At 48.8% G+C, this 24260-nt stretch carries 22 protein-coding genes, 2 pseudogenes and 1 riboswitch; of the genes and pseudogenes, 7 read left to right on the top strand and 17 right to left on the bottom strand.

Features of this window, described 5'->3' with window-relative positions:
• Nucleotides 1–52: 52 nt before the first annotated feature.
• The 7 genes from NOG12_RS00515 to NOG12_RS00485 all read right to left on the bottom strand — a co-directional run bounded on the left by NOG12_RS00515 (nt 53) and on the right by NOG12_RS00485 (nt 5594).
• Nucleotides 53–1033, bottom strand: coding sequence for an efflux RND transporter periplasmic adaptor subunit (locus NOG12_RS00515; RefSeq protein ID WP_313932115.1), 981 nt, complete (start codon nt 1031–1033; stop codon nt 53–55).
• Nucleotides 1030–2364: a TolC family protein gene (locus NOG12_RS00510; RefSeq protein WP_008984037.1), complete on the bottom strand. Its 1335-nt coding sequence runs from the start codon at nt 2362–2364 to the stop codon at nt 1030–1032. The genes NOG12_RS00515 and NOG12_RS00510 overlap by 4 nt, the downstream gene beginning before the upstream one ends.
• Before the next feature lie 44 nt (nt 2365–2408).
• On the bottom strand, nt 2409–2723 hold the full coding sequence (locus NOG12_RS00505; protein WP_008984038.1) for a hypothetical protein: 315 nt from the start codon (nt 2721–2723) through the stop codon (nt 2409–2411).
• Nucleotides 2724–2801: 78 nt separating this feature from the next.
• Nucleotides 2802–3080: a metal/formaldehyde-sensitive transcriptional repressor gene (locus tag NOG12_RS00500; protein WP_008984039.1), complete on the bottom strand. Its 279-nt coding sequence runs from the start codon at nt 3078–3080 to the stop codon at nt 2802–2804.
• Nucleotides 3081–3164: 84 nt separating this feature from the next.
• Entirely contained in the window at nt 3165–4559 is a 1395-nt protein-coding gene (locus tag NOG12_RS00495) for an ATP-binding protein (protein ID WP_008984040.1), read from the bottom strand.
• On the bottom strand, nt 4549–5217 hold the full coding sequence (locus NOG12_RS00490) for a response regulator (protein WP_008984041.1): 669 nt from the start codon (nt 5215–5217) through the stop codon (nt 4549–4551). Before NOG12_RS00490 ends, NOG12_RS00495 begins: the two co-directional genes overlap by 11 nt.
• Before the next feature lie 20 nt (nt 5218–5237).
• Complete coding sequence (locus NOG12_RS00485; RefSeq protein WP_008223741.1) at nt 5238–5594, bottom strand: diacylglycerol kinase; 357 nt, start codon at nt 5592–5594, stop codon at nt 5238–5240.
• Between the two features lie 109 nt (nt 5595–5703).
• Between NOG12_RS00485 and NOG12_RS00480 the strand changes: the two genes are divergently transcribed.
• From NOG12_RS00480 to NOG12_RS00465, 4 genes are all read left to right on the top strand, one after another.
• Entirely contained in the window at nt 5704–7692 is a 1989-nt protein-coding gene (locus NOG12_RS00480; RefSeq protein ID WP_050979281.1) for an LTA synthase family protein, read from the top strand.
• 115 nt (nt 7693–7807) lie between these two features.
• Nucleotides 7808–9508: a phosphoethanolamine transferase gene (locus tag NOG12_RS00475; protein ID WP_008984043.1), complete on the top strand. Its 1701-nt coding sequence runs from the start codon at nt 7808–7810 to the stop codon at nt 9506–9508.
• 82 nt (nt 9509–9590) lie between these two features.
• Complete coding sequence (locus NOG12_RS00470) at nt 9591–11609, top strand: heavy metal translocating P-type ATPase (protein ID WP_313932114.1); 2019 nt, start codon at nt 9591–9593, stop codon at nt 11607–11609.
• Nucleotide 11610: 1 nt separating this feature from the next.
• The gene (locus tag NOG12_RS00465) at nt 11611–12099 is read left to right on the top strand and encodes a methyltransferase family protein (RefSeq protein ID WP_008984045.1); all 489 of its coding nucleotides are present in this window, start codon (nt 11611–11613) and stop codon (nt 12097–12099) included.
• A 12-nt stretch (nt 12100–12111) separates the two neighbouring features.
• On the opposite strand, the gene NOG12_RS00460 is transcribed toward NOG12_RS00465, so the two are convergent.
• Nucleotides 12112–12684, bottom strand: a complete 573-nt coding sequence (locus NOG12_RS00460) for a manganese efflux pump MntP (protein ID WP_008984046.1) — start codon at nt 12682–12684, stop codon at nt 12112–12114.
• Between the two features lie 7 nt (nt 12685–12691).
• Nucleotides 12692–12866, bottom strand: a riboswitch (yybP-ykoY riboswitch).
• A 71-nt stretch (nt 12867–12937) separates the two neighbouring features.
• Nucleotides 12938–13120 (bottom strand): LysR substrate-binding domain-containing protein, encoded by a 183-nt coding sequence (locus NOG12_RS13345; RefSeq protein WP_418055291.1) that lies wholly within the window; start codon nt 13118–13120, stop codon nt 12938–12940.
• Here NOG12_RS13345 and NOG12_RS00455 point away from each other — a divergent pair.
• A pseudogene (locus NOG12_RS00455) lies at nt 13114–14034 on the top strand (FAD-dependent oxidoreductase); the annotation flags it as partial. The gene NOG12_RS13345 and the pseudogene NOG12_RS00455 overlap by 7 nt on opposite strands.
• 134 nt (nt 14035–14168) lie before the next feature.
• Here NOG12_RS00455 and NOG12_RS00450 read toward each other — a convergent pair.
• The 6 genes and pseudogenes from NOG12_RS00450 to NOG12_RS00425 form a co-directional block, all read right to left on the bottom strand.
• Nucleotides 14169–14375, bottom strand: a pseudogene (locus tag NOG12_RS00450) (IS4 family transposase); the annotation flags it as partial.
• 16 nt (nt 14376–14391) lie between these two features.
• Nucleotides 14392–15786, bottom strand: a complete 1395-nt coding sequence (locus NOG12_RS00445) for an ISL3 family transposase (protein ID WP_105793888.1) — start codon at nt 15784–15786, stop codon at nt 14392–14394.
• Nucleotides 15776–16051: a hypothetical protein gene (locus tag NOG12_RS00440; RefSeq protein ID WP_137910630.1), complete on the bottom strand. Its 276-nt coding sequence runs from the start codon at nt 16049–16051 to the stop codon at nt 15776–15778. The genes NOG12_RS00445 and NOG12_RS00440 overlap by 11 nt, the downstream gene beginning before the upstream one ends.
• A gap of 602 nt (nt 16052–16653) precedes the next feature.
• On the bottom strand, nt 16654–17049 hold the full coding sequence (locus tag NOG12_RS00435; RefSeq protein ID WP_153826766.1) for a rhodanese-like domain-containing protein: 396 nt from the start codon (nt 17047–17049) through the stop codon (nt 16654–16656).
• 93 nt (nt 17050–17142) lie between these two features.
• Complete coding sequence (locus NOG12_RS00430) at nt 17143–17886, bottom strand: sulfite exporter TauE/SafE family protein (protein ID WP_110076238.1); 744 nt, start codon at nt 17884–17886, stop codon at nt 17143–17145.
• Nucleotides 17887–17888: 2 nt separating this feature from the next.
• Nucleotides 17889–18614 carry a methyltransferase domain-containing protein gene (locus tag NOG12_RS00425; protein ID WP_313932113.1) on the bottom strand — a complete coding sequence of 242 codons (726 nt, stop codon included), beginning with the start codon at nt 18612–18614 and terminating at the stop codon, nt 17889–17891.
• 112 nt (nt 18615–18726) lie between these two features.
• Between NOG12_RS00425 and gloB the strand changes: the two genes are divergently transcribed.
• Together gloB and NOG12_RS00415 are read left to right on the top strand one after the other, a co-directional pair.
• Nucleotides 18727–19470, top strand: a complete 744-nt coding sequence (gene gloB / locus NOG12_RS00420) for a hydroxyacylglutathione hydrolase (protein WP_313932112.1) — start codon at nt 18727–18729, stop codon at nt 19468–19470.
• A 44-nt stretch (nt 19471–19514) separates the two neighbouring features.
• Nucleotides 19515–21131 (top strand): LysM peptidoglycan-binding domain-containing protein, encoded by a 1617-nt coding sequence (locus NOG12_RS00415; RefSeq protein WP_313932111.1) that lies wholly within the window; start codon nt 19515–19517, stop codon nt 21129–21131.
• Here the strand turns inward: NOG12_RS00415 and ligA are convergent.
• Both ligA and zipA read right to left on the bottom strand, forming a co-directional pair.
• Nucleotides 21128–23188 (bottom strand): NAD-dependent DNA ligase LigA, encoded by a 2061-nt coding sequence (gene ligA, locus NOG12_RS00410; protein ID WP_110076234.1) that lies wholly within the window; start codon nt 23186–23188, stop codon nt 21128–21130. The genes NOG12_RS00415 and ligA overlap by 4 nt on opposite strands.
• A gap of 26 nt (nt 23189–23214) precedes the next feature.
• Nucleotides 23215–24243 carry a cell division protein ZipA gene (gene zipA, locus NOG12_RS00405; protein WP_313932110.1) on the bottom strand — a complete coding sequence of 343 codons (1029 nt, stop codon included), beginning with the start codon at nt 24241–24243 and terminating at the stop codon, nt 23215–23217.
• Between the last annotated feature and the right edge of the window lie 17 nt (nt 24244–24260).

Genomic DNA, 24260 nt, shown 5'->3' with positions numbered 1-24260 from the left:
CATGCTGAGCCGGTTTTTAACGCCGCAGAACCAAAGCGCAGCCAGGCAAATTTTAGTGTTCGTGAGCTGCGCCGGCTTTTTCGATCTCAGCCTTAATCAGATAACTATTTACCACCACATACTCTTCAGCAGCATGTAGACCAGACAGCACTTCAGTAAAGCGCCCATCGGTGCGGCCTAGCTGCAGTGGCCGCGGTTCATAGCGGTTGCCTTCGCGCACAAACACCACCGGCTTACCTCCCAGATCCTGTAAGGCCGTGTTATCTATCACCAGAGAAACAGCTATGATTTCAGCATCCACCAGCGCACTGACCCGCTCTCCGGCAGAAAAACGGCCGTTGCTGTTATCTAGTTCAACCCGCGCCAATACATAAGGCTGGCCGGAGGCCGGCAAAATATGGGTGATCTGACTATCAACCCTGCCACCGCGAGCTTCGATATGCACCGGCAAACCCGTTTTTATCTCATCCATTGCGGCCGGGAATACTTTCAGCTCAGCCCACAGTATGCTGCTGTCTGCCAGTGAAAATAACGTTTCACCGGCTGTGTATTCGCCCTGACTGGCATATTGCTGTAATAACACCCCCGCTATCGGCGCGGTAACCGGATAAGTGCGCAGGCTGTCATTGGATTCCACCAGCGCCAGCACCTCACCTTTTTTCACTGTGTCGCCAACTGCAGGCTTTATCTGGGTAATCATGCCAGGAAAACGGGCTCGCACCTGTGCCTGACGGTTAGGTGGGATGACAAGCTCACCGTATAACGGAATATGGCGTTCAATGGTGCCAGCACCTGCCGTCGCCACTTCAATCCCTACCCTTTTTGCCATGTCGGCATCAATCGTTGCGGCTTCATCGTGATCATCATCATGGTCGCTGCCATGATCGTGCCCGCTATCATCATGGGCATGAGCGCTGTTTGTTTGTGCCGTTTTCGGTTTTTCATCATGGCTATGGCCCGGCCCGGCCTGAGCAGGTGCAACAGCCATACCCTGAGCGATCAGTAATGCAAGGAATAACGCGGAATATTTCATTTGGAAGATCCTGATTCAGTAGTGATAAGCTGAGTGGGTGTCTTTATCGCCAGAGGTGATGCCGCAAGCGCAACACCGGCAAGCTGTTCAATCAGTACCTGATTGCTCAGTGCGGTACTGGCAGCATTAACCAACTCAAGCTGAGCGTCCTGTAGTGCCTGACGAGCAGAAATCCACTCTGCATAGCCATAACGGCCACGGCGGTATGCGTCTTCAGTTTGTTGTAGTGCCTGCTCCAACACCGGCAGAATATCGCGCTGCATATCTTTCACAGCCATACTGCTGTAACGGTGAGTTTGCCAGGCCTGATACAAGCGGGCGCGTAAATCCAGCAAGGCAGTTTCTTTTTCAAACTGTTCCGCTTGAGACTCTGCCTGCGCCGCAGTTATCGCACCCTGATTACGCTGTTTACTAAACAAAGGCACTGACACGCCGGCAACCAAACCAAAATCCCGGCTTTCTTGTGAACGCATGGCTCCAATCTGCCAGCGTACATCACCCGCCGACTGACTTTGCGCCAGTGTCAGCTCAGCATCACGCAAGCGTTGCCGGGCTGCAAAAACCTCCACAGTGGGGGTTGCCAGCACTTGTTGATAAAGTGTTTGAAAGGAGGGGCTTTGCGCCAGCTGAAATAAATCACCACTAACCTGATTAAAATCGGCTTGTTCCGCCCCCCATAAACTGACCAGCGCCAACTTGCTGCTATCCAGCTCGGTTTGCAGTAAGCCATGCTGCAACTGTGCTTGCTTAAAAGCCACTTTCGCCCTTAGTTGCTCGGCCTCCGGTGCTGCACCACGCTGCACCCGCTGCGTCACCAGCGTTAAAGCCTGCTCAGTCATACTGACGGTTTGTGCCGCCAGCGCCGTTTTTTGCTGCAATGTCAGCACAGTTACAAAACGCTGGGTCAGCTCGCCCAGTAAATCCAGGCTCGCGGCCTGGCGCTGCGCCAGCAATAATCCCTGACTTGCACTGGACACCGCCATCCGGGCCTGGCGCTTATCGCCAAGCTCAATAACGGAAGACAACGACACCGTAACTTCGAGGCTTTTAACACCCGACATATCACCAGTGCCAAAGGCATTATCGGCCTGCACGCCGAGTTCATAGCCTGGCGTTAGCTCTGCCAATTGCTGCTGACCCGCCGCTGCTTTTAAGCGCCAATCAAATACGTGTAGCTGTGGATGTTGTTGTAACACCCGCTTTGCTGCCTGTTGCAGCGTTAACTCTGCTGTTGCAGGTTCAGCGGCATTTACTGTCAGGCTCAGCAGCACACTGCCAGCAGCCAATAAACCTAACGCTGCAAAGCGTTTGCAATTCATTTTTAAGAACATAGCAAAATCCTGTTATAGGTAATGTAAAAACCAAAAAAACAGAATCAGCTGATGGGTGGGCGGTAAATGCTTCGTTTAGGGGAAGAGGGTAGATAATTTAAGTAAGACACCAGCAATTCATTACCAATTACCGGCAAAGCCGGAGCTGGTTTAAACAAGCCAATATGTGCGGCATGGCAATGACTACAATGGTCGCAACCTGCATGAAGTGAGGCATCAGTTAATGATGATTGTTCTGCGGCTACAACCGTACTGGTGTCAGACCATGATATTTGATGATGAATATCATCAGCAGAATGTTCAACAGCGAAAGCGCTGGAAACTACGCATAACAATTGCACCACCAGCAGTAATGCCATCAACATTCTGCTTAGTGGTGTTTTAGTCAGTGCGTAGTTGCTTATCAAAATAATGACCGCCTTACTAATTTAACGAAGTTAGCTTTTAAGGTACGAGCGCAATACGCTAATAACCTGTTCTACATCCGCGTCGCGCTGTAAAGGCTCCAGGTTATCGCCTGCCAGATGATCACGAATATGGTGTTCCAGTATCTCAGTCATCAGGCCATTTATAGCACCTCGCACCGCAGCAATTTGCTGTAGTACTTTACTACAATCACCTTCGGCCAGCAGCTGTTTTTCCAGCCCTTCAACCTGACCTTTAATCCGCCGTACCCGCGTCAGTAACTTGGGTTTATTGGTAATTGAATGAGTCATACCGTACTCCGTAACTATACTCCCCTATAGTATAGTCAGTTTTAATCTTTCTCAAGTCTGTAGCTATAAAAGCTGTCTCTTATTTTATGTTGTTTGTGGCAAAAAGAGCTCTGTTACAAAACGCCCGGTTATGTCTTGTGAAAAAACTAACTTTCCGCCGTGTAAGTTAACAATTTTGCGGGTAATCGATAATCCAAGGCCAGCTCCTGCAACATCCTGATGACCATAACTCCGGAAAAAGCGCTCTCCCAATCGGGCTAGCTCAAGCGTAATATCACCATTAATTGCATTACTCACACTTATCACTACAGCGTGCTGTTCTATACGCGCCTTGATACTGACCTCACTTTGAGCAGGTGCATACTTAGCCGCATTGTCCAGTAAATTACGCAATGCAGCATGAAATAATGCAGGATCGACACGAACCTGTAGCTGCTTTGGTATATCGACCACCCAAATTACGCGATCAATTAGCGGCAAATCAACCGACGCCAAAGCATCTTCTGTTAGCCTAAGAAGCTGAATTTCCTGATATTGCAGTACAATATTATGCTCCAGTTTTTCTGTTTCCATTAACTGCTTAACCAGGTGTGCCAGACGGCGTGTACTTTTTCCAATGGCTTGTATCGCTGTACGTTGCTCTTGGCTATCGGTCGCTTTTTCCAGATTATCGGTATGCACTTGTAAAACACTAAGCGGGGTTCTTAATTCATGAGATACATCCGCAATAAACATTTTTTCTTTTTTAAGATAAGCTTTTAACTCAGCCATTAGTTTATTCACAGCGTCCTTGAATGGCTTTAACTCTCGCGGCAACGGCATCTCAATAGGTTGTAATTCAGTAGGGTTGGTTTCTGCCAGCTTTTTCGATAATTCCCGCACCGGCTTCGTGCCCCATTCCACAGCAAGCCAAACCAGTAATATTATTGGCAATATCGCTATCCCCAGCGGTAACAACTGATTCAGTGTTAAATGCCAGCTTAACTCGTCCCGAACATCTTCCCGTTGCGCAGTAAAGATCCAGGCTTTTTCATCAGGCACATATAAGCTAAAGCCAATCCACAGGTATTGATTATGCCGGATCTCGTGAAAACCTGACTGTTTGGGCAACAATGGCGTTTTGCCGACATTACCGGAACGGATTAACAGTTGACCATTTTCATGCCAGACCTGAACTGCAATTTTGCTTTCGTACTTATGCCCCTCGGAATACCGTTCTTCTGCAGAAGTACGCTCTATGCCATCGTCCAGCAAAAATGGCATTTCAATGGCGTGATCACTATCTGCAGTCAGGGGAGTATTGGGCTCTACCAGTAAATGACGAACTAACCGTGCATACTGTGCCAACTGAGCATCAAATAACTCGTCAATTTCATGATGAACATTAAACCATGTGTTCAGGCTGGTAATCAGTAACATTAACAGGATAACCGCATTAACACTGAGCAACAGCATCCGGCGAATACTGTTAATTTTCACGATGACTCACCAGCATATAACCGACTCCTCTGACCGTTTTTATCAGCGATGCTGTAGTTTTTTTACGGATATTATGAATATGCACCTCTATGGAGTTACTTTCTGTTTCGCCTGTCCAGCCCGAACTGAGTTCATCCAGATACTGTCTACTCAGAATTTTATCCGGATGTAACATAAACTCTTTCAGGATCAAAAACTCACGTGAAGTCAGTACTATATCCCGCCCCTGATAGCGGCAAAGATGCTGCTGCATATTCATTTCTACTTCCTGACAAGTCAGGATGTCCTGCTGTCGTTGCTGATAACGCCGCAGTAATACTCTTAAACGGGCTTCAATTTCTCTGCTATCGCAGGGTTTCAGCACATAATCATCAGCGCCGGCATTTAATGCCTCAACCTTGGTTTCAAGATGATCCCATGCCGTCAGCACCAGAATAGGTGTTGTAACCTTTTTAGCCCGTAAGGTTTTAATTACATGTAATGCCAACCCGTCTGGCAACCCCAGATCCAGAATAATCACATCAAACCCGCTACTGGTTGCTGCCACTATGGCTTGCGAACCGGTAATACAGTGTTCTGTCCGGTAATGCATACGTGATAATGCAGTAATTAACCCCTGCGCAAGCAGGCTATCATCTTCAACCAGTAACAATCTCATAAAGGCTTTTTCCAGCTAGCTTAGAGTAAAATACATAACCAGACGGCGGCACTGGCAACGAGCGTTATTAATACAGCTGCCGACCCAATATCTTTCGCTTTACCGCTTAGCTCGTGATATTCACTGCCAATGCGATCCACCACCACTTCAATGCCGGTATTTAATAGCTCCACGATCAGAATCAGTAATGCACTCAATAACAATAGCGCACGCTCGGCCGCAGATACATCAACCCACAAGGCTACAGGTAGCAATACCAGTAATAAGATAATTTCCTGCCGTATTGCCGCTTCTGATCTCCAGCTACTGGCCAGCCCTTGCCACGAATTGACTCCGGCCAGCATGATCCGTTTAACCCCTTTAGCCTCTGATTTCATATACCCCCCTATGATTGGAGATAACAGTATAAAAGCACAGTCTTAAGAAAGTCTTAAGCATTGTTCGTTAGCCTTGCAGCCACTCTATCTGGCAGTACGGCGAGCCTCTATGACTAAAGTTTCTGCAGTAAAATTCCCGGTATTACGACAAATAACATGCGGTCCCTACACCTACTTACTACGTATGATTCTTATCGGGTTGGTACTATTAAGTGCGGCCCGGCTTGGTCTGGTGCTATGGCTATATGACAGGGTAGCACCTACAGACCAATTGGGCATGATATTCCTGCAGGGGATTCGGGCCGACCTGATTCTACTTTGTATCTGGTCTGCAATACCCGTTCTGTTATCGCTGTGCTGGGCGCGTCCCGGATTACAGCACAGCTGGTTTCGTTTTAGCTATTGGTGGTGCCTGACGGGTTTAATCCTTATTGCATTTATCGAACTATCCACCCCTGCCTTTATTCAGCAATACGATATACGGCCAAACCGCTTGTACATTGAGTATCTGAAATACCCGAAAGAAGTTTTCTCTACCTTATGGCATGGCTTCCGATTGCCACTGGTGGCAGGAACCGTGTTAACTGTCGCAGCCGCTCTACTGCTGCACCGGGCGCTAAGGCTACCGAAGCACACATTGCAAGTATGGCCACTGCGCCAGCATTTACTACTGTGGCCCCTGGTGGTTTTTATGGTATTTGCCGGCATCCGTTCCACTACAGCACACCGCCCTGCTAACCCGGCGCTGTTTGCAATTACCTCTGATGCTATGGTGAATTCTCTCGTCATCAACTCGGGCTATTCGGTTTTATTTGCCTTGTATAACCTCAAACATGAAGCCCGTTCCAGCGAAATATACGGTAAACTGCCAGAGACACAAATGCTGAATTTAAGCCTTAACTGGCCCTGGCTGCAGCAATATGATTTTAATAATGCAGAATACCCAACCTTACACTGGCAACAAGCCGTAAAACAGCGTAATAAACCGCTGAACATAGTAATAGTGTTGATGGAAAGCCAGGGCGCCACCTTTGTTGAATCACTTGGCGGCGCACCGGTCACTCCAGAGCTGGAACAGCTGAAACAGCAAGGCATCTGGTTTGACAATCTGTATGCTACCGGTACTCGCTCAGTACGCGGTATTGAAGCGGTTGTTGCCGGCTTTATGCCGACACCGGCCCAAAGCACGGTAAAGCTGTCAAACAGTCAGCAAGGTTTTACCACTCTGGCATCCATCTTAAAAAAACAGGGCTACCACACTCAGTTTATTTATGGTGGCGAAGCACACTTTGATAATATGCGTAGCTTTTTTACCGGCAATGGTTTTCAGGAGATTGTGGATTTACCTAAAATCAGTAATCCGGTGCTGGTAGGTAGTTGGGGAGCCAGCGATGAAGACTTGTTCAGAACTGCACATCAGCAGTTATTGGCCCTGCATCAACAGCAGCAACCGTTTTTCAGCCTGATATTTTCCTCTAGCAATCATGAACCTTTCGAATTCCCGGACGGCCGGATTTCACTATACCAAGAGCCTAAAAATACGGCTTACAATGCAGTGAAATATGCAGACTGGTCAATGGGCCGCTTTTTTGAGCAAGCAATGAAAAGCCCTTATTGGCAGGATACGCTGTTTCTGGTAGTAGCAGATCATGATAACAGGGTATATGGCAGTAACCTGATCCCGGTGGAAAAGTTTCGCATTCCAGGACTAATTCTGGGCGCAGACACTCAGCCTGAAATACTCACAACCTTAAGTAGTCAGATTGATCTGGCTCCCACTCTGCTTAGCATGGCTGGGATATCGTCCTGTCACCCGATGACGGGACGTGATCTGTTGCTGGACAGTACCAGTTCTGGGCGGGCTCTGATACAGTTTGACAATCTGTTTGCCCTGATGACAGAGGATAAACTTACTATTCTGAAACCCGATGGTAAGGCGGTTAGTGCCAACTATAATCGTGAACACCAGCAATTAACGCTCTCTGAAGAAGCGGTAAGCCCCTTGCAACAACAGCAGGCTTTAGCACAGGTACAACTTCCTTCTTACCTGTATCGTGAACGTAAATACAACGATGATATCCCTTGTGAAAGCCCTTAAAGGGCTTTCTGCTATAGGTAGCAGCAATAGTTTGTTAAGGATCCACAGGAATTTAAGCATTTCTTAAGCACCGCCCCATAAGCTGCGTTGCATATCAGTAGATTATGGAAAGCTTATGTCAGACCTAACGCCCACCGCACATTTGCAAACAGTACCCCTGCCCCGGCAAACCATAGCATTTAACCATAGCTCGCCACTATGGCATCCGCTCTGGTTTGCTTTTGTCGGCGCTTTGGCAATGACCCTACTACTGAACACGCCCTTTTTCGATGCCATACAAGCCAGGGCAGCAGGCCAGTATTCATTACAACTCAGCCTTGTATCATTATTATTTTTACTGAATTTTCTGTTACTCACCTTGTTCAGCTTCCGGCCTGTACAAAAGCCGGTATTTTTATTGCTCTTTCTGCTGGGCTCAACCGCACTGTATTTTAATACCAGTTACGGTGTCGTCATTGATAAAAGTATGCTGCAAAATGCACTGGAAACCGATCCGGCTGAAGCACAAGGGTTGTTGTCTGGCGGGATGTTGTGGCAATTGACCAAGCTGATGCTGTTTCCATTGCTGGCGGTTACCGTTATCCGAACCAAAATGGTGCGCAGCAAACGCTTTTTACTGCACTGGCTGGCGGCAATACTGCTGATTATACTAACGCTGCTCAGTATTGTTACAATCAATTACTCACAGTTAGCGCCTTTTTTTCGCAACTTCCGCGAAGTACGTTATCTGGCACTGCCCGTCAGCACCCTGTCAGCCACAGTATCGTTGGCCAATAACATCCGTAAAACGGCATTTCCGGTCAGTTTTAATCAGCTTGGTCTCGATGCCAAACAGCTACCTGCGGCAACGTCCTCGACAAAACCCAAGCTGATTGTTTTGGTGGTCGGAGAAACAGCCAGGGCCGATCACTTTGGGCTAAATGGTTATGTCAGAAATACCACCCCGCTGCTCAGTGCACTGCCTGTATATAGCTTTAAACAAGCGTCATCATGCGGTACGGCTACGGCTCACTCTTTACCTTGTATGTTTTCGGCTCTGTCGCGTACCGACTATATAGAAAGCACTGCCAAAAACAGCAGTAATGTTCTGGATATACTGCAACACGCCGGTGTTGAAGTGTCTTGGCTTGATAATAACTCAGGCTGCAAAGGCGTGTGCAACCGTGTACCGTCAGAGTTTTTATTTGAGCAACAAAATCACTCCAGCTGTGACAAAGGCCAGTGTCTGGACAGTGTACTCACCGAGCGGCTACCGGTTTACCTTAGCAAGGCTAATACCGCCACAAAAGACCGCCTGATCGTGCTTCATCAACTGGGCAGTCATGGCCCGGAGTATTACCGGCGCAGTGCAATAACCGACAAAGCTTTTGTGCCGGAATGTCAAAACAAGCAACTACCGTTGTGTTCACAGCAAGATGTGATCAATGCGTATGATAACAGCATTATTGCAACCGACCAGTTGCTGGCTACCGTTATCAAGCAGTTGTCAGCGGCCAAGGACTATCAAACCGCCATGCTATATGTTTCAGATCATGGGGAATCTCTGGGCGAAAATGGCATTTACCTGCATGGGCTACCGTACTGGATGGCTCCCACAGCTCAGACACATATACCACTGCTATGGTGGATGTCCGAAAACTACATCACAGGTCAAAAGGTAAACACCTCATGTATACAGCAGCAGACAGAACAGAAAGCCAGCCACGACAACCTTTTTCATACCCTGCTGGCAATATTTAACGTACAAACCACGATGCGAGAAACACAACTTGAATTGTTTAGCCAGTGCCAGAATGATCTATCAGCGTATAAATAAAATCTGCTCAGCAATTGATCCTGCTCAAAACAGCAACTACTATACTGGGGTATAGTATAAAGGTGAGATATAAGGAGCCGATATGAGCGATAAACATAAAGATCACTCTCATTCTGAGACAGAACCCCATTCACATGCCGGTTTTTTAGGCGCCAATACAGAGCTTTTGTTCGCACTTGCCAGTGGTTTTATGCTGGCGGCTGGTTTTATTATCGGTAAAGTGTCAGCAAGTACGCCTGCCTGGCTACCTTTTATCTGTTACCTTAGCGCCTATTTTTTCGGTGGCTTTTTTACCCTGCGTGAAGCAATTGAAAACCTTCGCCATAAACGTTTTGAAATTGACACCTTGATGCTGGTTGCGGCGGCTGGTGCGGCTGCTTTGGGTGCCTGGGCTGAAGGTGCCTTGTTATTGTTCTTGTTTAGTCTGGGACATGCGCTGGAACACTACGCCATGGGCAGAGCTAAACGGGCTATCGAAGCACTGGCGGAGCTGGCCCCTAAAACAGCGATGGTTCGCCGTAATGAGCAACTGCTGGTAATTCCGGTAGAAACATTGGAAGTGGGCGATATTGTGGTCGTTCGCCCCAACGAACGCCTGCCTGCAGACGGTTTTCTGATTAAAGGCACCAGCAGCATTAACCAGGCGCCGGTTACCGGGGAAAGTATTCCGGTTGATAAACACCCGGTTGATGATCCGGAGTTTGCCCGCAAGCGCCCGGATTCTATAGAAGCTGCCAGCAAAGTGTTCGCCGGAACCATAAATGGTGGCGGAGCCATTGAGATAGAAGTGACCAGCCGCTCCAGCGATTCCGCTCTGGCCCGTGCGGTCAAGATGGTGAGCGAAGCAGAGATACGCAAGTCCCCTACTCAACGCTTTACCGATAAATTCGAGCGTATTTTTGTGCCCGCCGTACTGGGACTGGTCGTGATATTGCTGTTTGCCTGGGTCGTTATTGACGAGCCTTTCCGCGATAGTTTTTACCGTGCCATGGCGGTACTGGTTGCCGCCAGCCCCTGTGCACTGGCCATTGCCACCCCCAGTGCCGTATTATCCGGTATTGCCAGAGCTGCCCGTGGCGGCGTATTAATTAAAGGCGGCGCACCATTGGAAGAGCTGGGCGCACTAACCGCCATGGCGTTTGATAAAACCGGCACGCTGACTGAAGGCCGCCCGCATATTACCGATATTGTTGTGGCACAAGGTGTATCAGAAGAAGAACTGCTGCGTGTAGCCGTTGCAGTAGAAGCACTGAGTGACCACCCGCTGGCCGCAGCAATCACCCGTGATGGCCGCAAACGGCTGGCCGGTAAAGAACCAGCCCAGGCAGAAAACCTGCAAAGCTATGCCGGTTTGGGAGTAAGTGCACAACTGGATGGAAAAACGGTCTGGATTGGCAAAGCCAAGATGTTTGGTAATGAAGAAACCGGTCAAGCTATCGCGCCACTAAACCCGCAGACAACAGAAGCCATCAATGATTTGCGCAACAGTGGCCGTACTGTTATGGCAATACGCCACGGAGAGCGCGATTTAGGCGCTATTGGCCTGATGGATACCCCCCGCCCTGCCGCTAAAGCTGCGTTAGCGACCTTACGGCAGCTGGGTATCTCAAGAATGATTATGATCTCCGGTGATAACCAGCAGGTTGCAGAAGCTGTGGCAAAAGAAGTTGGCCTGGATGAAGCCTGGGGCGATTTAATGCCACAGGATAAAGTCACTGCTATCCGTAAATTACGCGAAACAACCCAGGTTGCGATGGTGGGTGATGGTGTTAATGATGCACCGGCTATGGCGAATGCCAGTGTCGGCATTGCCATGGGCGCAGCCGGCTCTGATGTTGCACTGGAAACCGCAGATGTTGCCCTGATGGCAGACGACCTGCGCCATCTGCCTTTTGCGGTAGATTTAAGCCGTCGTACCCGCCGCATTATTCTGCAGAATGTATTTGTCAGCCTTGGTATCGTAGCATTACTGGTGCCAGCAACCATAATGGGGCTGGGCATCGGTGCTGCGGTGGCTGTACATGAAGGTTCAACACTGATTGTGGTATTTAACGCCCTGCGTCTGCTGGCTTATACTCCAGCCAAAAACATAGCGGAATAACATGACTCAATATAAAAAACGATGGCATTCCTGCTCTCAGCAACTGGCTCTGAAAGTGCCGCCAGTTGCCCTAACCTTGCTGATTGCCGGTATGATGTGGGCCGTTCCTGCCGGAATGTATCTTCCTGGCATAGCGCTATCTTTTTTGCTCACAACCATACTGGCACTGCTTGGTATCATAATCTGCTTGGCAGGTGTTCTGGCTTTCCGGCTGGCCAGAACTACTGTCGATCCGACAGATCCGGCAAAAGCCAGTTCATTGGTTGTCACAGGGATTTATCACTATACCCGTAACCCTATGTACTTAGGTTTTCTGTTACTGTTGCTGGCCTGGGCATTTTTCCTGGGTAAGTTATCTGCCTTTGCCTGTATTCCGGTATTCATCTGGTATCTGACAATGTTTCAGATTAAACCTGAAGAAGAAATATTAACAACTCAGTTTGGTAGTGAATACACCCGCTATACAGCCAGTGTGCGCCGCTGGCTGTAACAGCATGACTGGCTACGATACTGCGTTCAAATGTTCATAAAGGATAGTCGTGCCGACTAAGACAAGAATGATGCCTCCGGCAATTTCGGCACGCTTTCCTATTAACGATCCAAGAACTCTTCCGGCCATAATGCCTATCGTAACCATCACAAAGGTACAAAATCCGATTACCCCTGCAATGATGAAAATGTTTACCTCGATAAAAGCAAGGCCGACACCTACCGCCATAGCATCAATACTGGTTGCAAGTCCTGTCAGCAGAATAGGTAGTAATCCCTTTTTCTCCATGCTTTCTGCTTCAGCGGTGTCATCAGCCTTAAGGGCCTTATAAATCATATGAACACCAAGAGCAGACAACAATCCAAAGGCAATCCAGTGGTCGATATTTTCAATAATGCTGGAAGCTGCAGAGCCGAGCAGCCATCCGATAACAGGAGTTATGGCTTCAACTACACCAAAGATCAAACCGATACGCAGAGCTTCTGAAAGTCGTGGTTTAAGCATTCCCGCACCTTTACCCAAAGCAGCGGCAAAAGCATCGGTAGACATGGCAAGGCCAAGTAAAAGAATTGAAACAGGATTCATGGAAGTTACTCCGGCCGATAAGACATACAACGAACAGCCCATGCGTCCGGCCTTGACGGCGCGGGTTGCCCGTTGGTCTCGCCTACCAATTCGGTTGCCTGCACCACGGTAATACCGAGTATGTTGATACAGGCGCTTTCAACACAACGTTCGAAAGCCGGCTACTCCCCAAAGAGAAGCTGCAGATTCTACCCAAGAATATAGCATGTGTAAATATCAGGTATTACCGCATACCAGCACTTCTGTGCCAGACTCACCAACCATAGGCTTCATTTCTGATGATCTCTGTACACCAGTCAATAAAAGCACGAATAGCCGGAGAAAGATGGCGGCTTTGCGGATACAGGATTGAAATAGGTTCAGGGAGCGCAGTGACATCAGCTAACAGTCTGATCAACTGACCATTAGCAAGCTGCTCACAAAACCGGCAGCGCACATAGCGGCGTGGACATTCATGCACCACACGGTGTGCATTTGGCTCACATCCCTACACCTCCGATTGGCGGAGATGAATTACCGGGCTCAGGCGCTATTATGCGACCGGCTTTGGCGAAAATTCTTGCAGAGAAGACCCGGCAGGCTGGTACTAATGTTAAACTCGGTATCACATTCTCTAAACTTGAAAACTCAGAGAATGGCGTTGTTGTCACCTTTTCTGATGGTACCAGCGCAAACTATGATCTAGTTGTCGGTTCAGACGGCCTACTATCGCAGGTGCGCAAAGCTGTATTTCCGAACGCTCAGCCGCCCGAGTACATTGGACAAGGTGTGTGGCGGGCAGTTTTGCCTCGGCTGCCAGAAGTAAACAACACCATGATGTGGGTAAGTCAGCATCTAAAGGTTGGCGTTAATCCAATGTCAGCTGATTCTATGTATCTTTTCCTGACAGAAAATCGCGTAAATAACGATTTTATCGAACCGTCGACTTTTTTGTCTGGGCTAAAAGAACTCTTAAAAGCATTCCCTGCCCCGCTGGTGCAACAAATGGCTTCGATGTTAAATGAAACTTCGTTAATCCAGTATAGACCACTGGAACGTGTGCTAATGCCGGCGCCTTGGTACAAAAATCGGATCGTGCTAATCGGCGATGCAGTTCATGCAACAACACCTCATTTAGCTTCAGGTGCCTGTATTGGCATCGAGGATGCATTGGTGCTTGCTGAAGAGTTAGCTACAAAGCACACCGCAGAACTCGCCTTAGCCAGCTTTCAGAAAAGACGCTATGAGCGCTGTAAAATGGTGGTCGAAAACTCTGGTCGCTTAGCACAAATTGAAATTGAGGGTGGCAACAAAGAGGAGCACACACAAATTATGCGCAGCTCTCTTCAAGCTCTCGCCCAACCGATTTAGTGGTCCTTTCCCCCTGGGAGGAAGCGCATGGCCTGGTTGTGCGCTTTTGTTGAGATGGTGGTCTACCTGTTTCAGTTTTGAAGCAAACCCGCATAGCCTGCATCAGACCATCAAATTGCAACGAAGCGCTACTCTAATAAGTTCAAACGTGACTTGGATTTGGTGCCGTGCAAGTCACTCCCTAAGCCATAGCGCGGGCTTTTTTGGTCTCGGAAGCTTTCTTCAATTTGCATCCGGCTGCTGTAGCATTTGGCGATTTTATCCGCATAGTCAAGACACTCAGGTAACGATGACACCAATAACCAGGGTTCTTTGTAAGATTTATTGGGTATTCGTAAAAGTGGGTTGGGACGGGGGTCAAAGCTCCCCCGCCTCGATCATGCGGATGAGTGTTGAAATGTCCGCCCCGTAGTTCTTCTCCCGTTTCTCGTGCTTGTGTGGGTCGTAGGCTTCGGGCGGACGCATCGAGCGCACTTTCTCCATCACCGGCAACCCGTAGCCGATGGCATCGTCCGGCAGTCCATATCCCATTTCGACCGGCTCCGCCTCGCGCTTGCGCTCGAACCGTGGTCGCTTCTGCTTGTTGCTGTGGATGCCCTCGGTGAAGAGAATCTTGGCCCGTAGCGCCTCGAACGAGTAGCCGCGCCCCAGCCGGTTCATCACCCGGATCAAGCTGTTCAGGCTCTCGGTGTAGGCGTTGGTGACGGGGTGCTCGAAGTAGTTGAGGATGAAGGGCTGCCAGTTCGTGAAGGCGCGGATCAGGTCGGCGAAGTAGGGTCTGATCTCGGTCGATATTGCCCTGTACCACGCCTCGTAGCGCCGCATGGCTTCCTCTGGCGTCCCGGCCTCGTAGATGCCGTAGAAGTCCTCTTTGAGCCGGTAGGCTTCTCCCAAAGCTGGATAGTTCTTTGTCCAGCCGTCCAGGAGCAGCCGCTCCTGGTCGTTCAGGTCGCGCTCGCGCTTCAAAAGCACGAAGCGGTCGTGCATCAGCCCGCGCTTCTGCTTGATAGTCAGTTCGCCTCGTAGCCCCTTGCGGGTCTTCTCCATCGCATCGTTCGCCATCCTGAGGACGTGGAACTTGTCGATGACGATGGTGGCGTCTGGCAGCACCGCGCCCACCGCATCGCGGTAGGGCGTCCACATATCCATCGCAACATACTGCACCTTGTCCCGGTTCGGCATCTTGAACAGGTACTTCGCCACCGTGTCCTTGTTCCGGTTTTGGAGCATGTCCACGATGGTGTTGTTCTGGATGTTCGAGACGACGCAGCGCGGCTTGTTGATAATGTGAATTTCGTCGATGCCCATCCACTTCGGCGTCTCGAAGCGGACGGTCTGCTCAAGCTCGTTGATGTAGTCGCGGAAGATGTTGCGGATCGTCCCTTCGACCACGCCGGTTTCGTCGGCCAGCGAGGTGAAGGTGCGTTTCAATGCTTGCTGCCCGATCCACTTCACCAGCCGGTCGGTCATCATCCGGTTCTCGGCCAGCACTGGCAGCGCCTGCGAGAAGGTCTTGCCGCAGGCTTGGCAGCGTAGCCGCTTGGTGTCGATGTAGATGCCCACGCGCTTGCCGTGCATGGGTAAGTCCTTGAACACCTGCTGACGGGTGCCCCACGAGGTCAGGCGGTCGGACTGACAGTGCGGACAGCTTGATGACACGTCCACCGGCTCGGCGGTGACGTGGTAATCGTGGTCGGTTTCCTCAACCCGCAGCACCCTGTACTGCGGGAGGTTCAGAATATTAGCGGGCATCAACCACGCCTCCATAGCCATTTAAATGGCCGTCGTAGTACCCCTGTTCGACCTTGTGAGTATCTTTGGGGAGGTCAACAACTGCGTGCTTGGGAACCAAAACAGTCTCGCCACAATTGACGTAGCGGCGACCCGGCAGCATGACGCCGCCCGGCGTGAGAACACGAACTCGCACTTTCTTGGGAGTCTGGCCAACAATTTCGACGGCGTAATAGCGGCGGCCTGCCCAAGTATCCAGAACAAGAGACTTGATTTCTGCACTCATGACCAACACCGTTTTGCGATTTTTGATGGTATAACTATGCACCGTCTTTCAGTAGAAAGCAACACGCTTTTACGAATGTTGATGCGTGCGCATCGACGGGCAGCAGGGCGCTCTACAACCCACTTTTACGAATACCCAAAATGTTTTAACTTAATGCTGCGCTCTACTACTTAAAACACACCTATCCAGAGCGTGACGACAAACAAACGGCCGCCTTGCGCTTACAACGGAGCGGATACTGTTAGATGAGGTATACCTACAACCACCGCGTTAAGGTCTACCGCTCCTGCGCTGTTGGTTCGTGCTACCGGGCTGCCCAACCTATCTGTATGGATAAAGGTGGTTGTTGCCTGGCGGTCCTCAGCGATAAGCCTATTGCCAAGGTAAATGTAGTTCGTTTGAACGCCGTTGTCTTCGCTCAATAACAGCTGCCCCGACCGGCTGTAGAGATAGTAGCGGGTATCACCGTTGCCCGCCACCTTAACGCGGCGGTTGTGGCCCTCGTAGGCGTAGTTCTGCCCACTGCTGGCAACCTATATTGCTAAATTGAGATAGAGCCAGTTCCTCAAACTGACTTTGTCACAACTAAGCCTTCACGTTGATTACTCTCCAGCAACTTGCGGATATTTAGCTTCCTCCCATGCATTCATGCCACCTGCTACTGAAATCACCTTATCGGCATCAAATCCCATCCGTAACAAAGATTCTGCTGCCAGCGCCGAACGTCCACCACTACGACAAATTAAATACAAGGGTTCAGCTGCAATACGTTGTAAGGCATCATCGTAGCCAGCTACAGCCGGATGCTGGTTAATTTGCATTTCTAACACGCCTCGTGGCATGTTTACCGCTTGCCGAATATGGCCAACGGCATACTCAGCAGGTTCCCGCACATCAATCACTCGGGCACCTTCGGCAATTTTTTGTTGCAAGGTATGGACATCGATTTCTTTAACATTAGCACGAGCTCGTGCACACAAATCTTGGGAATTAATCATGATCATTTCTCCATAATGTACATTGTTTAACCAGCTATTTTGGAGTTCTTTTGAACCCTGTTATCTTTGCTAAACAGCAGTTGCTTCAGTCACCTACAAACTTTGCCAGAGCACAAAAGCCGCCATGATCACTAGAAACACAGCAAACCCCTTTTGCAATGGTGCAGTGGCAATCCGTTTTCCTAACCAACCACCAGCATAACTACCAACAATACCGCCAATAATCACCACAGTAATAGCTGGCCAATCGAACTCAAAACCCTTAGCTATTAGGATTTCGTAATATTTGAAAAAGCCTACAAAAGATTTTAGCGCAATAATCACCAAGCTTGTTGCCACTGCAGCAACTAAATTAAGTCCGCCAAGTAAGACCAAGGCTGGCACAATTAAGAAACCACCACCTACTCCGACGAAGCCAGTAATAATACCAACCACGGTGCCTTCAATGATGATCTTTACAGGATTGATTGCTACTGGCGCAGGATTTACGGCAGCTCGTTTACGCCACATCATGACCGCTGCTAGCAGCATTAGTATCGCAAAAGTAACCAACTGAATGGTTGGGTTTAACAAACCGCCCAGCCAAGCACCGGCATAGGTTCCTACCATTCCTGGGATACCAAAAAAGGCCACATGCCGCCAGCTAATAATGCGTTTGGTTAAGTTCGGTATCGATGCTCCCAAACTGATCGCTCCAACGATTAATAAAGATGCGGCAATCGCCATATCTGGAGCAAAACCAAGTAAATACAACAACACAGGGACGGTAAGGATAGAGCCGCCTGAACCAAACAATCCCAAACTCAAACCGATAATTAGTGCCGCTAAAATTGCCATTACTACTCCACTCTATTTGCCACTGGCATCTGCTTCAGTTTCGCTTTTAAGGGTGCCCGTTGGCGGGTTAGCGTCAACGGCATTTCACGCTTACGCGCCACCACCAGATACATGCTACCCAGTTGCGGAAACCACTGATAAAGACGCTGCAAGACACTATTAGCTGGGTTTAAACGCTCAATAAATAAACTTGGAACAAAATACTCGCTGGTGATTATTTCAAAGTTTAACAGCGCAAGCCAGTCATTAATTCGCGCTTTGCTAAAATAACGTCCACACCACGGAAAACGATCACCTCGCCCAGGCCAAAGACCTGGCAATAATGCGGGACTAAAAGGATTGAACCCTACCAATATCAGATACCCATCTGCAATTAAACTACGACTCATCTCTCGCAGTACTTGATGCGGATCACGCTCAAATTCAAGCTCTGCAACCATGAGAATGGCATCCAGACTATGTTCGGCAAAAGGCCAATGATTGGTGTCAGCCAGCACTTCTGCTGGCAACTGTTTAGCGACTTGGAGTTCGTGTCCGATGCGTATTTGGGTCAGTTGTAATTGCTGCGCTAACTGGCCGACACGAACAAAATGGTAACCAAACATTTTGGTCAAATGAGGATCTAGTTGCTGTTCGATTTGTTCGCGCAGCCAAATGCCATGAACAAGCTGCTGCCAATCAGTCGGGCCTGCTGCGATATCAGGTCGCAACGCCGGTTCAAACCACATATTGATACTCCTAAGTTAGGCTCCATTCAGAGTAGACTTTAATCAAACAGTTATTCAAGCGATAATCTGGTGAAAGCGTAATCTAATGCGACTTACCTGATGGAGATTCTTTATGTTAGTTTCAGCTATCCCAGCCTTTAATGATAACTATATTTGGGCTATTCAAGCACGGGTGGGGTCGGCTGCGGTTATTGTTGACCCTGGTGACGCTGAGCCTGTCCTTGCGTGGCTTGCAGAACAACAAGTGGCATTGGCAGCCATATTAATCACCCATCATCATTGGGATCATACCGATGGCATCGCAGCTTTGCTGGAGGCTTATCCGCGACAGCCCATCCCAGTCTTCGGCCCAGATCCAGCCTTGGCAGCACCTTTAACCACACCCATTGCCTGCATTACCGATCCTTTGCATGATGGTCAGCTCTTCCGTCTCCCTGAGCTTGATAACCAATGGCAAGTCTTTGCCACACCAGGGCATACGTTAGATCACCTATGCTTTTATACTCCCGGTTACTTATTCTGCGGTGATACCCTTTTTTCAGCTGGTTGCGGACGCATGTTCGAAGGTACCGCTGAGCAATTTCAGCAATCTTTACAGTCTTTAGCTGAACTACCAGCTAGTACCAACGTCTATTGTGCACATGAATACACCGAGGCAAATTTGCGCTTCGCGCGAGCAGCTGAACCAGAGAATCAAGCATTGCTCATGCATCAACGATGGGTTAAACAGCAACGCCAGCAAGGATTAAGCAGCTTACCAAGCCAACTAGGGAAAGAATTGGAAATAAATCCATTTCTGCGAGCTCAGTCGGTCGCAGAATTTGCTCGATTAAGGCGCTGGAAAGACAACTTTTAATACCGTAAACTGCAATTTGCATTAATAATGGAAATAACTACAAGATGAATAAATGGCTGGCCTTAACACTCTGCGCATTAACCTCAGTAAGTACTGTAGGTTGTAACCTTACCGCTGATAACAAAACAGCTAGCTCTGCTGTGAATGTAAACACAGACCTAGCCAATGAGGTAGCAGAACCTGCAGAGCCTGTCACCACCACAAGTTCCCTGATGGTATTTACCGATCAGCCAACGTTTGAGTTAGAGCAACTAAGCCCACAACAAGAGGCCGATTTGTGGCAGCGTATTCGCCGCCAGCTAACCATGCAAGCTCCAGAAAATCAGCGACTCATTAGCCAACGCAACTGGTACATGAATAATCCACAGTATATGGAGCGAGTGGCTAAGCGCGCTGAACCTTTTATGTACATGATTGTGGAAGAAATTGAAAAGCGTGACATGCCATTAGAATTGGCTTTACTCCCTATTGTGGAAAGCGCCTTTGATCCCTTTGCATACTCCCATGGTCGAGCTGCTGGAATTTGGCAATTTATTCCAGGAACTGCACGCCACTATGGCTTGGAGATCAATTGGTGGTACGACGGTCGACGTGATGTTTATGCTGCAACTCACGCTGCTTTAGATTATTTAGATGCACTACAAAAACGTTTTGATGGCGACTGGTTGCATGCTTTAGCCGCCTACAATTCTGGTGAAGGGCGTGTCGCGGGCGCTATTCGTCGCAATAAACAGCAAAGCTTACCAACTGACTTTTGGGCCCTTGACTTACCTCGTGAAACTCGTGCTTACGTACCCAAATTGTTAGCCTTAGCTGATATTTTACGCAATCACGATGAGTATGCACAGCACTGGTTACCGATTGCCAATATGCCATTTTTGGCGGTGGTTGAAGCAAACGCTCAAATCGATTTAGCCAAAGCAGCTGAGCAAGCCGGCATAGATTTAGACACCCTCCATCACTATAACTCAGCCTATAATCGTTGGGCCACGGATCCTAACGGCCCGCATCGCTTATTATTACCGCTACCACAAGCAGAAACGTTACAACAATGGCTAAACAGCGCAGATGCTAGTGAGCTAGTGCAGTGGACACGCCACAAGGTAAAGCAGGGTGAGAGCTTATTGGTGATTGCAAAACGTTATCACACCACTGCCCAAGCCATTCAACAAGCCAATAATATTAATGGTCATATTATTCGCGCTGGTGATCATTTATTAGTGCCGGTGGCCACTCGCGATTTAGACGATTACAGCTTGTCCGCAGATCAGCGTTTAGCAAGTACCCAAGCACAAACACGCGGAGCTTATAAAATAGAGCATACTGTGGTCAGCGGAGATACTTTGTGGGATATCAGCCGTGAATACGAAGTGAATTTACGCTCGTTGGCGAGCTGGAATGGTATGGCGCCAACCGACCCTTTGCGCCCAGGTAAAACGTTGGTGGTATGGTTACCGCAACAACAAAAAGCTAGCGGTGTAGTCCGCAGTGTACAATATAAAGTTCGGGCCGGTGATTCCCTTGCTCGCATTGCCTCGCGCTTTAATGTCAGTATTCAGGATATTGAAAAATGGAACCAAATTAGTCGCAGTAAATACCTTCAGCCGGGACAACAACTTAAACTGCTTGTTGATGTCACCCGGCTAAGCTCACAAAGTTAATCTGGCTGTATTAACTGAATTAAATCATCTTCGCTGAGTACACTCACACCGAGTTGCTCAGCTTTGGCTAATTTTGAACCCGCATTATCGCCTGCAATCACTGCCGTCGTTTTTGCTGATACACTTCCCGCAACTTTAGCTCCTCGCGCCTGCAAAGCTTGCTTAGCTTGGTCACGCGTTAATTGGGTCAAAGTGCCAGTTAACACGTAAGTATGACCTGCCAATGTAGCCTCGCTGCTACTCAGTTTAGTCACCGCCGGCCAATGAATGCCAAGTTCAAGCAATTCGTCAATCACCTTTTGATTATGCGGCTCTCGAAAGAACTGAAAAATATGGTTTGCTACCACGTGGCCAACATCACTAACCTGCTCTAACTCTTCTAAACTAGCCTGTTGCAAGGCCTCGAGTGACGCAAAGTGAGCCACTAAATTAGCCGCAGTAGCCTCGCCTACCTCTCGAATACCAAGGGCATAAATAAATCGAGCCAAGGTCGTAAGTTTACTTGCGGCAATAGCGGCTACTATTTTATCAGCCGATTTTTCTCCCATACGAGGTAAGAAAGCTAATTCACGAGTATTTAAACGGTACAAATCAGCGGGCGATTTCACCCACTCTTTGTCGACCAGTTGCTCAATTAGCTTATCACCTAGTCCATCGATATCCATTGCTTTTCGGGAGGCAAAATGTTTCAAGGCTTCACGCCTCTGTGCTGCACAAATAAGTCCACCTGTACAACGGGCAACTGCTTCGCCTTCTGCACGTTCAATATGCGATCCGCACACCGGGCAGTGCTGAGGAAATTGAATTGACTGGGCAGAGGCTGGACGCCTATCTAACACCACCTGTACCACTTGCGGGATGACGTCACCAGCTCGGCGAATAATCACTGTGTCGCCAATATGGATATCAAGCCGAGCTATTTCATCGGCGTTATGCAGGGTGGCATTGGCGACCACTACGCCGGCCACAGTAACTGGCTCAAGCCTTGCTACCGGCGTTATTGCACCAGTACGCCCGACTTGAAAATCCACTCCTAACAGTTGCGTCAGCTCTTCTTGAGCTGGAAATTTCCATGCAATTGCCCAACGAGGTGCGCGCGATACAAAGCCTAAATTTTGTTGTTGACCAATATCATCAACCTTGATCACAACCCCATCAATTTCGTATCTCAATTCAGCTCGACGTTGCAAAATATCTTGATAGTAAGCATTAACACCATGGGCATCAGCAACCACTCTAATCTCATCACTGATGGGTAAACCCCATTGCTGTAGTTGCTGCAATCGCCCAAAGTGAGTGCCTGCGAGTTGTGTCTCATCACTGACCACACCCATACTATAGGCATAAAAATGGAGTGGCCGCTTTGCCGTAATAGTGGAATCTAATTGCCGCAAACTACCAGCTGCCGCATTACGCGGATTCGCAAACACTTTCTCACTGGCAGCTGCCGCTTGCTGGTTATATGAATTAAAGCCTTTTAGCGGCATAAAGACTTCACCACGTACCTCTAAGCGCTGCGGAAAATCTCCTTGCAGTTGCAGCGGTACATTACGTATGGTTTTAACGTTTTCAGTAATGTCTTCACCCGTTTGACCATCGCCACGAGTTGCGGCCCTAACTAATTGGCCCTGCTCGTATAGAATACTTACTGCAGCGCCATCAAGTTTAGGTTCGCAGCAAAAGCTGATTGCCTCTGCACTATCTAATCGTTCAGCCACACGTTCAGCGAAAGCGATAAATTCGGTGCTATCAAATGCATTATCCAAACTTAACATGGGTACTTCGTGAGTCACTTGGGTGAAAGCCGTTAAGGCCTTTCCACCTACTTTTTGGGTGGGTGAACTGGGGCTAGCTAGCTCTGGATGGAGCTCCTCTAATTGCTGTAACTCACGAAATAGACGATCGTATTCAGCATCAGGAACACTCGGCTGATCCAACTCATAGTATTCTTGATTGTAACGCATGATAAGTTGCACCAGCTGCTGATAGCGCAGTTGTGTATGGGTTGCGCTAGTCTGGTTGCTAGCATCTTGGTCAGCAAATAAATCGTTGGTCATAACTCACTGTCTTGGTCTGATTTGGCTTAAGCTTTACCACTTATCAGGCGCTTGCGTTCAAACTCTCGAATGCGCTGATGAATGTGCTGTGTCGCTTGACGAGTGAGCGGATTACGGTGCTCGTCTAACACTTGGCCTTGATCGATAGCAGCTGCCAATTTGACTGCGGCGTTATGCATCATGGTAAAGGCCGTCATCGAATTACTCTTTATCGGCAACGCTAAGAACAGGGCAACCCCGCCTGTGGTAAAGGTTTCTATGGTGTCTATGTTAAACGTGCCGGGATTATACATATTAGCCAAACTAAACAGCACAGGGCCAGTACCAGCAGTATCTACGTGCCGATGGAAAATATCGAAATCTCCATATTTAAATCCAAGCTCGGTCATTTGTTGCAACAACACGCTGCCTTCAATATGACCGACCACATGCAGCACAATAACTTCTTCTGGTTCTTCAGTTAGGACCGGCTCCTGCTCACTATGTTGTAACGGTAGTTCCATACTTTGCGGTGTTTCGGCCGGCGCTGAATCTCGGTTTTTTTTAACCGCGGCTGTTGCTTTGTCCGCAACCGAGCTCGCTGGCTGTTGACCTCGCGCAAACAAATCATCATGTTCAGCCCGAATCGGCGCCAAAGGCAGCTCGTCAGGTAATCCATCATCCGTAGCACGAATTGCTGAGGTATCGGACGCCACCGCAGGGATAGCCGCATCCTCGGCAGCCGTCGCTACCACGGCTGCTGACTGAGTTACAGTCGGCGTGGTTTCATTGGTTTGAGCTGGTTTATTAGCTTCGCTGGGGCGCGCTTTGGCGCCGCTTTTTGGCGTAGTAGTCTTGCTCTTGTTAGCACTAGCACTAGCACTAGCACTAGCAATAACCCGAACCGCTCCTACGCCATCATCATCAAAGCCCCCTGAATCCACCTGTCGCCGTTTGTTGGCAATAGCATCTACTTGCTCACGCTGGCGTTTTTCATTCTTACGAATGGTCCACATACCATGAGCAATAATGGCAATAATTAATAACGAACCACCAATAATCAGCACTGTATTCATAACATGTGACTCATTTA

The sequence above is a fragment of the Pseudidiomarina fusca genome, assembly GCF_032227045.1.
Classification (GTDB): Bacteria; Pseudomonadota; Gammaproteobacteria; order Enterobacterales; family Alteromonadaceae; genus Pseudidiomarina; species Pseudidiomarina fusca.
This window is presented reverse-complemented; position numbering and strand designations above follow the sequence as displayed.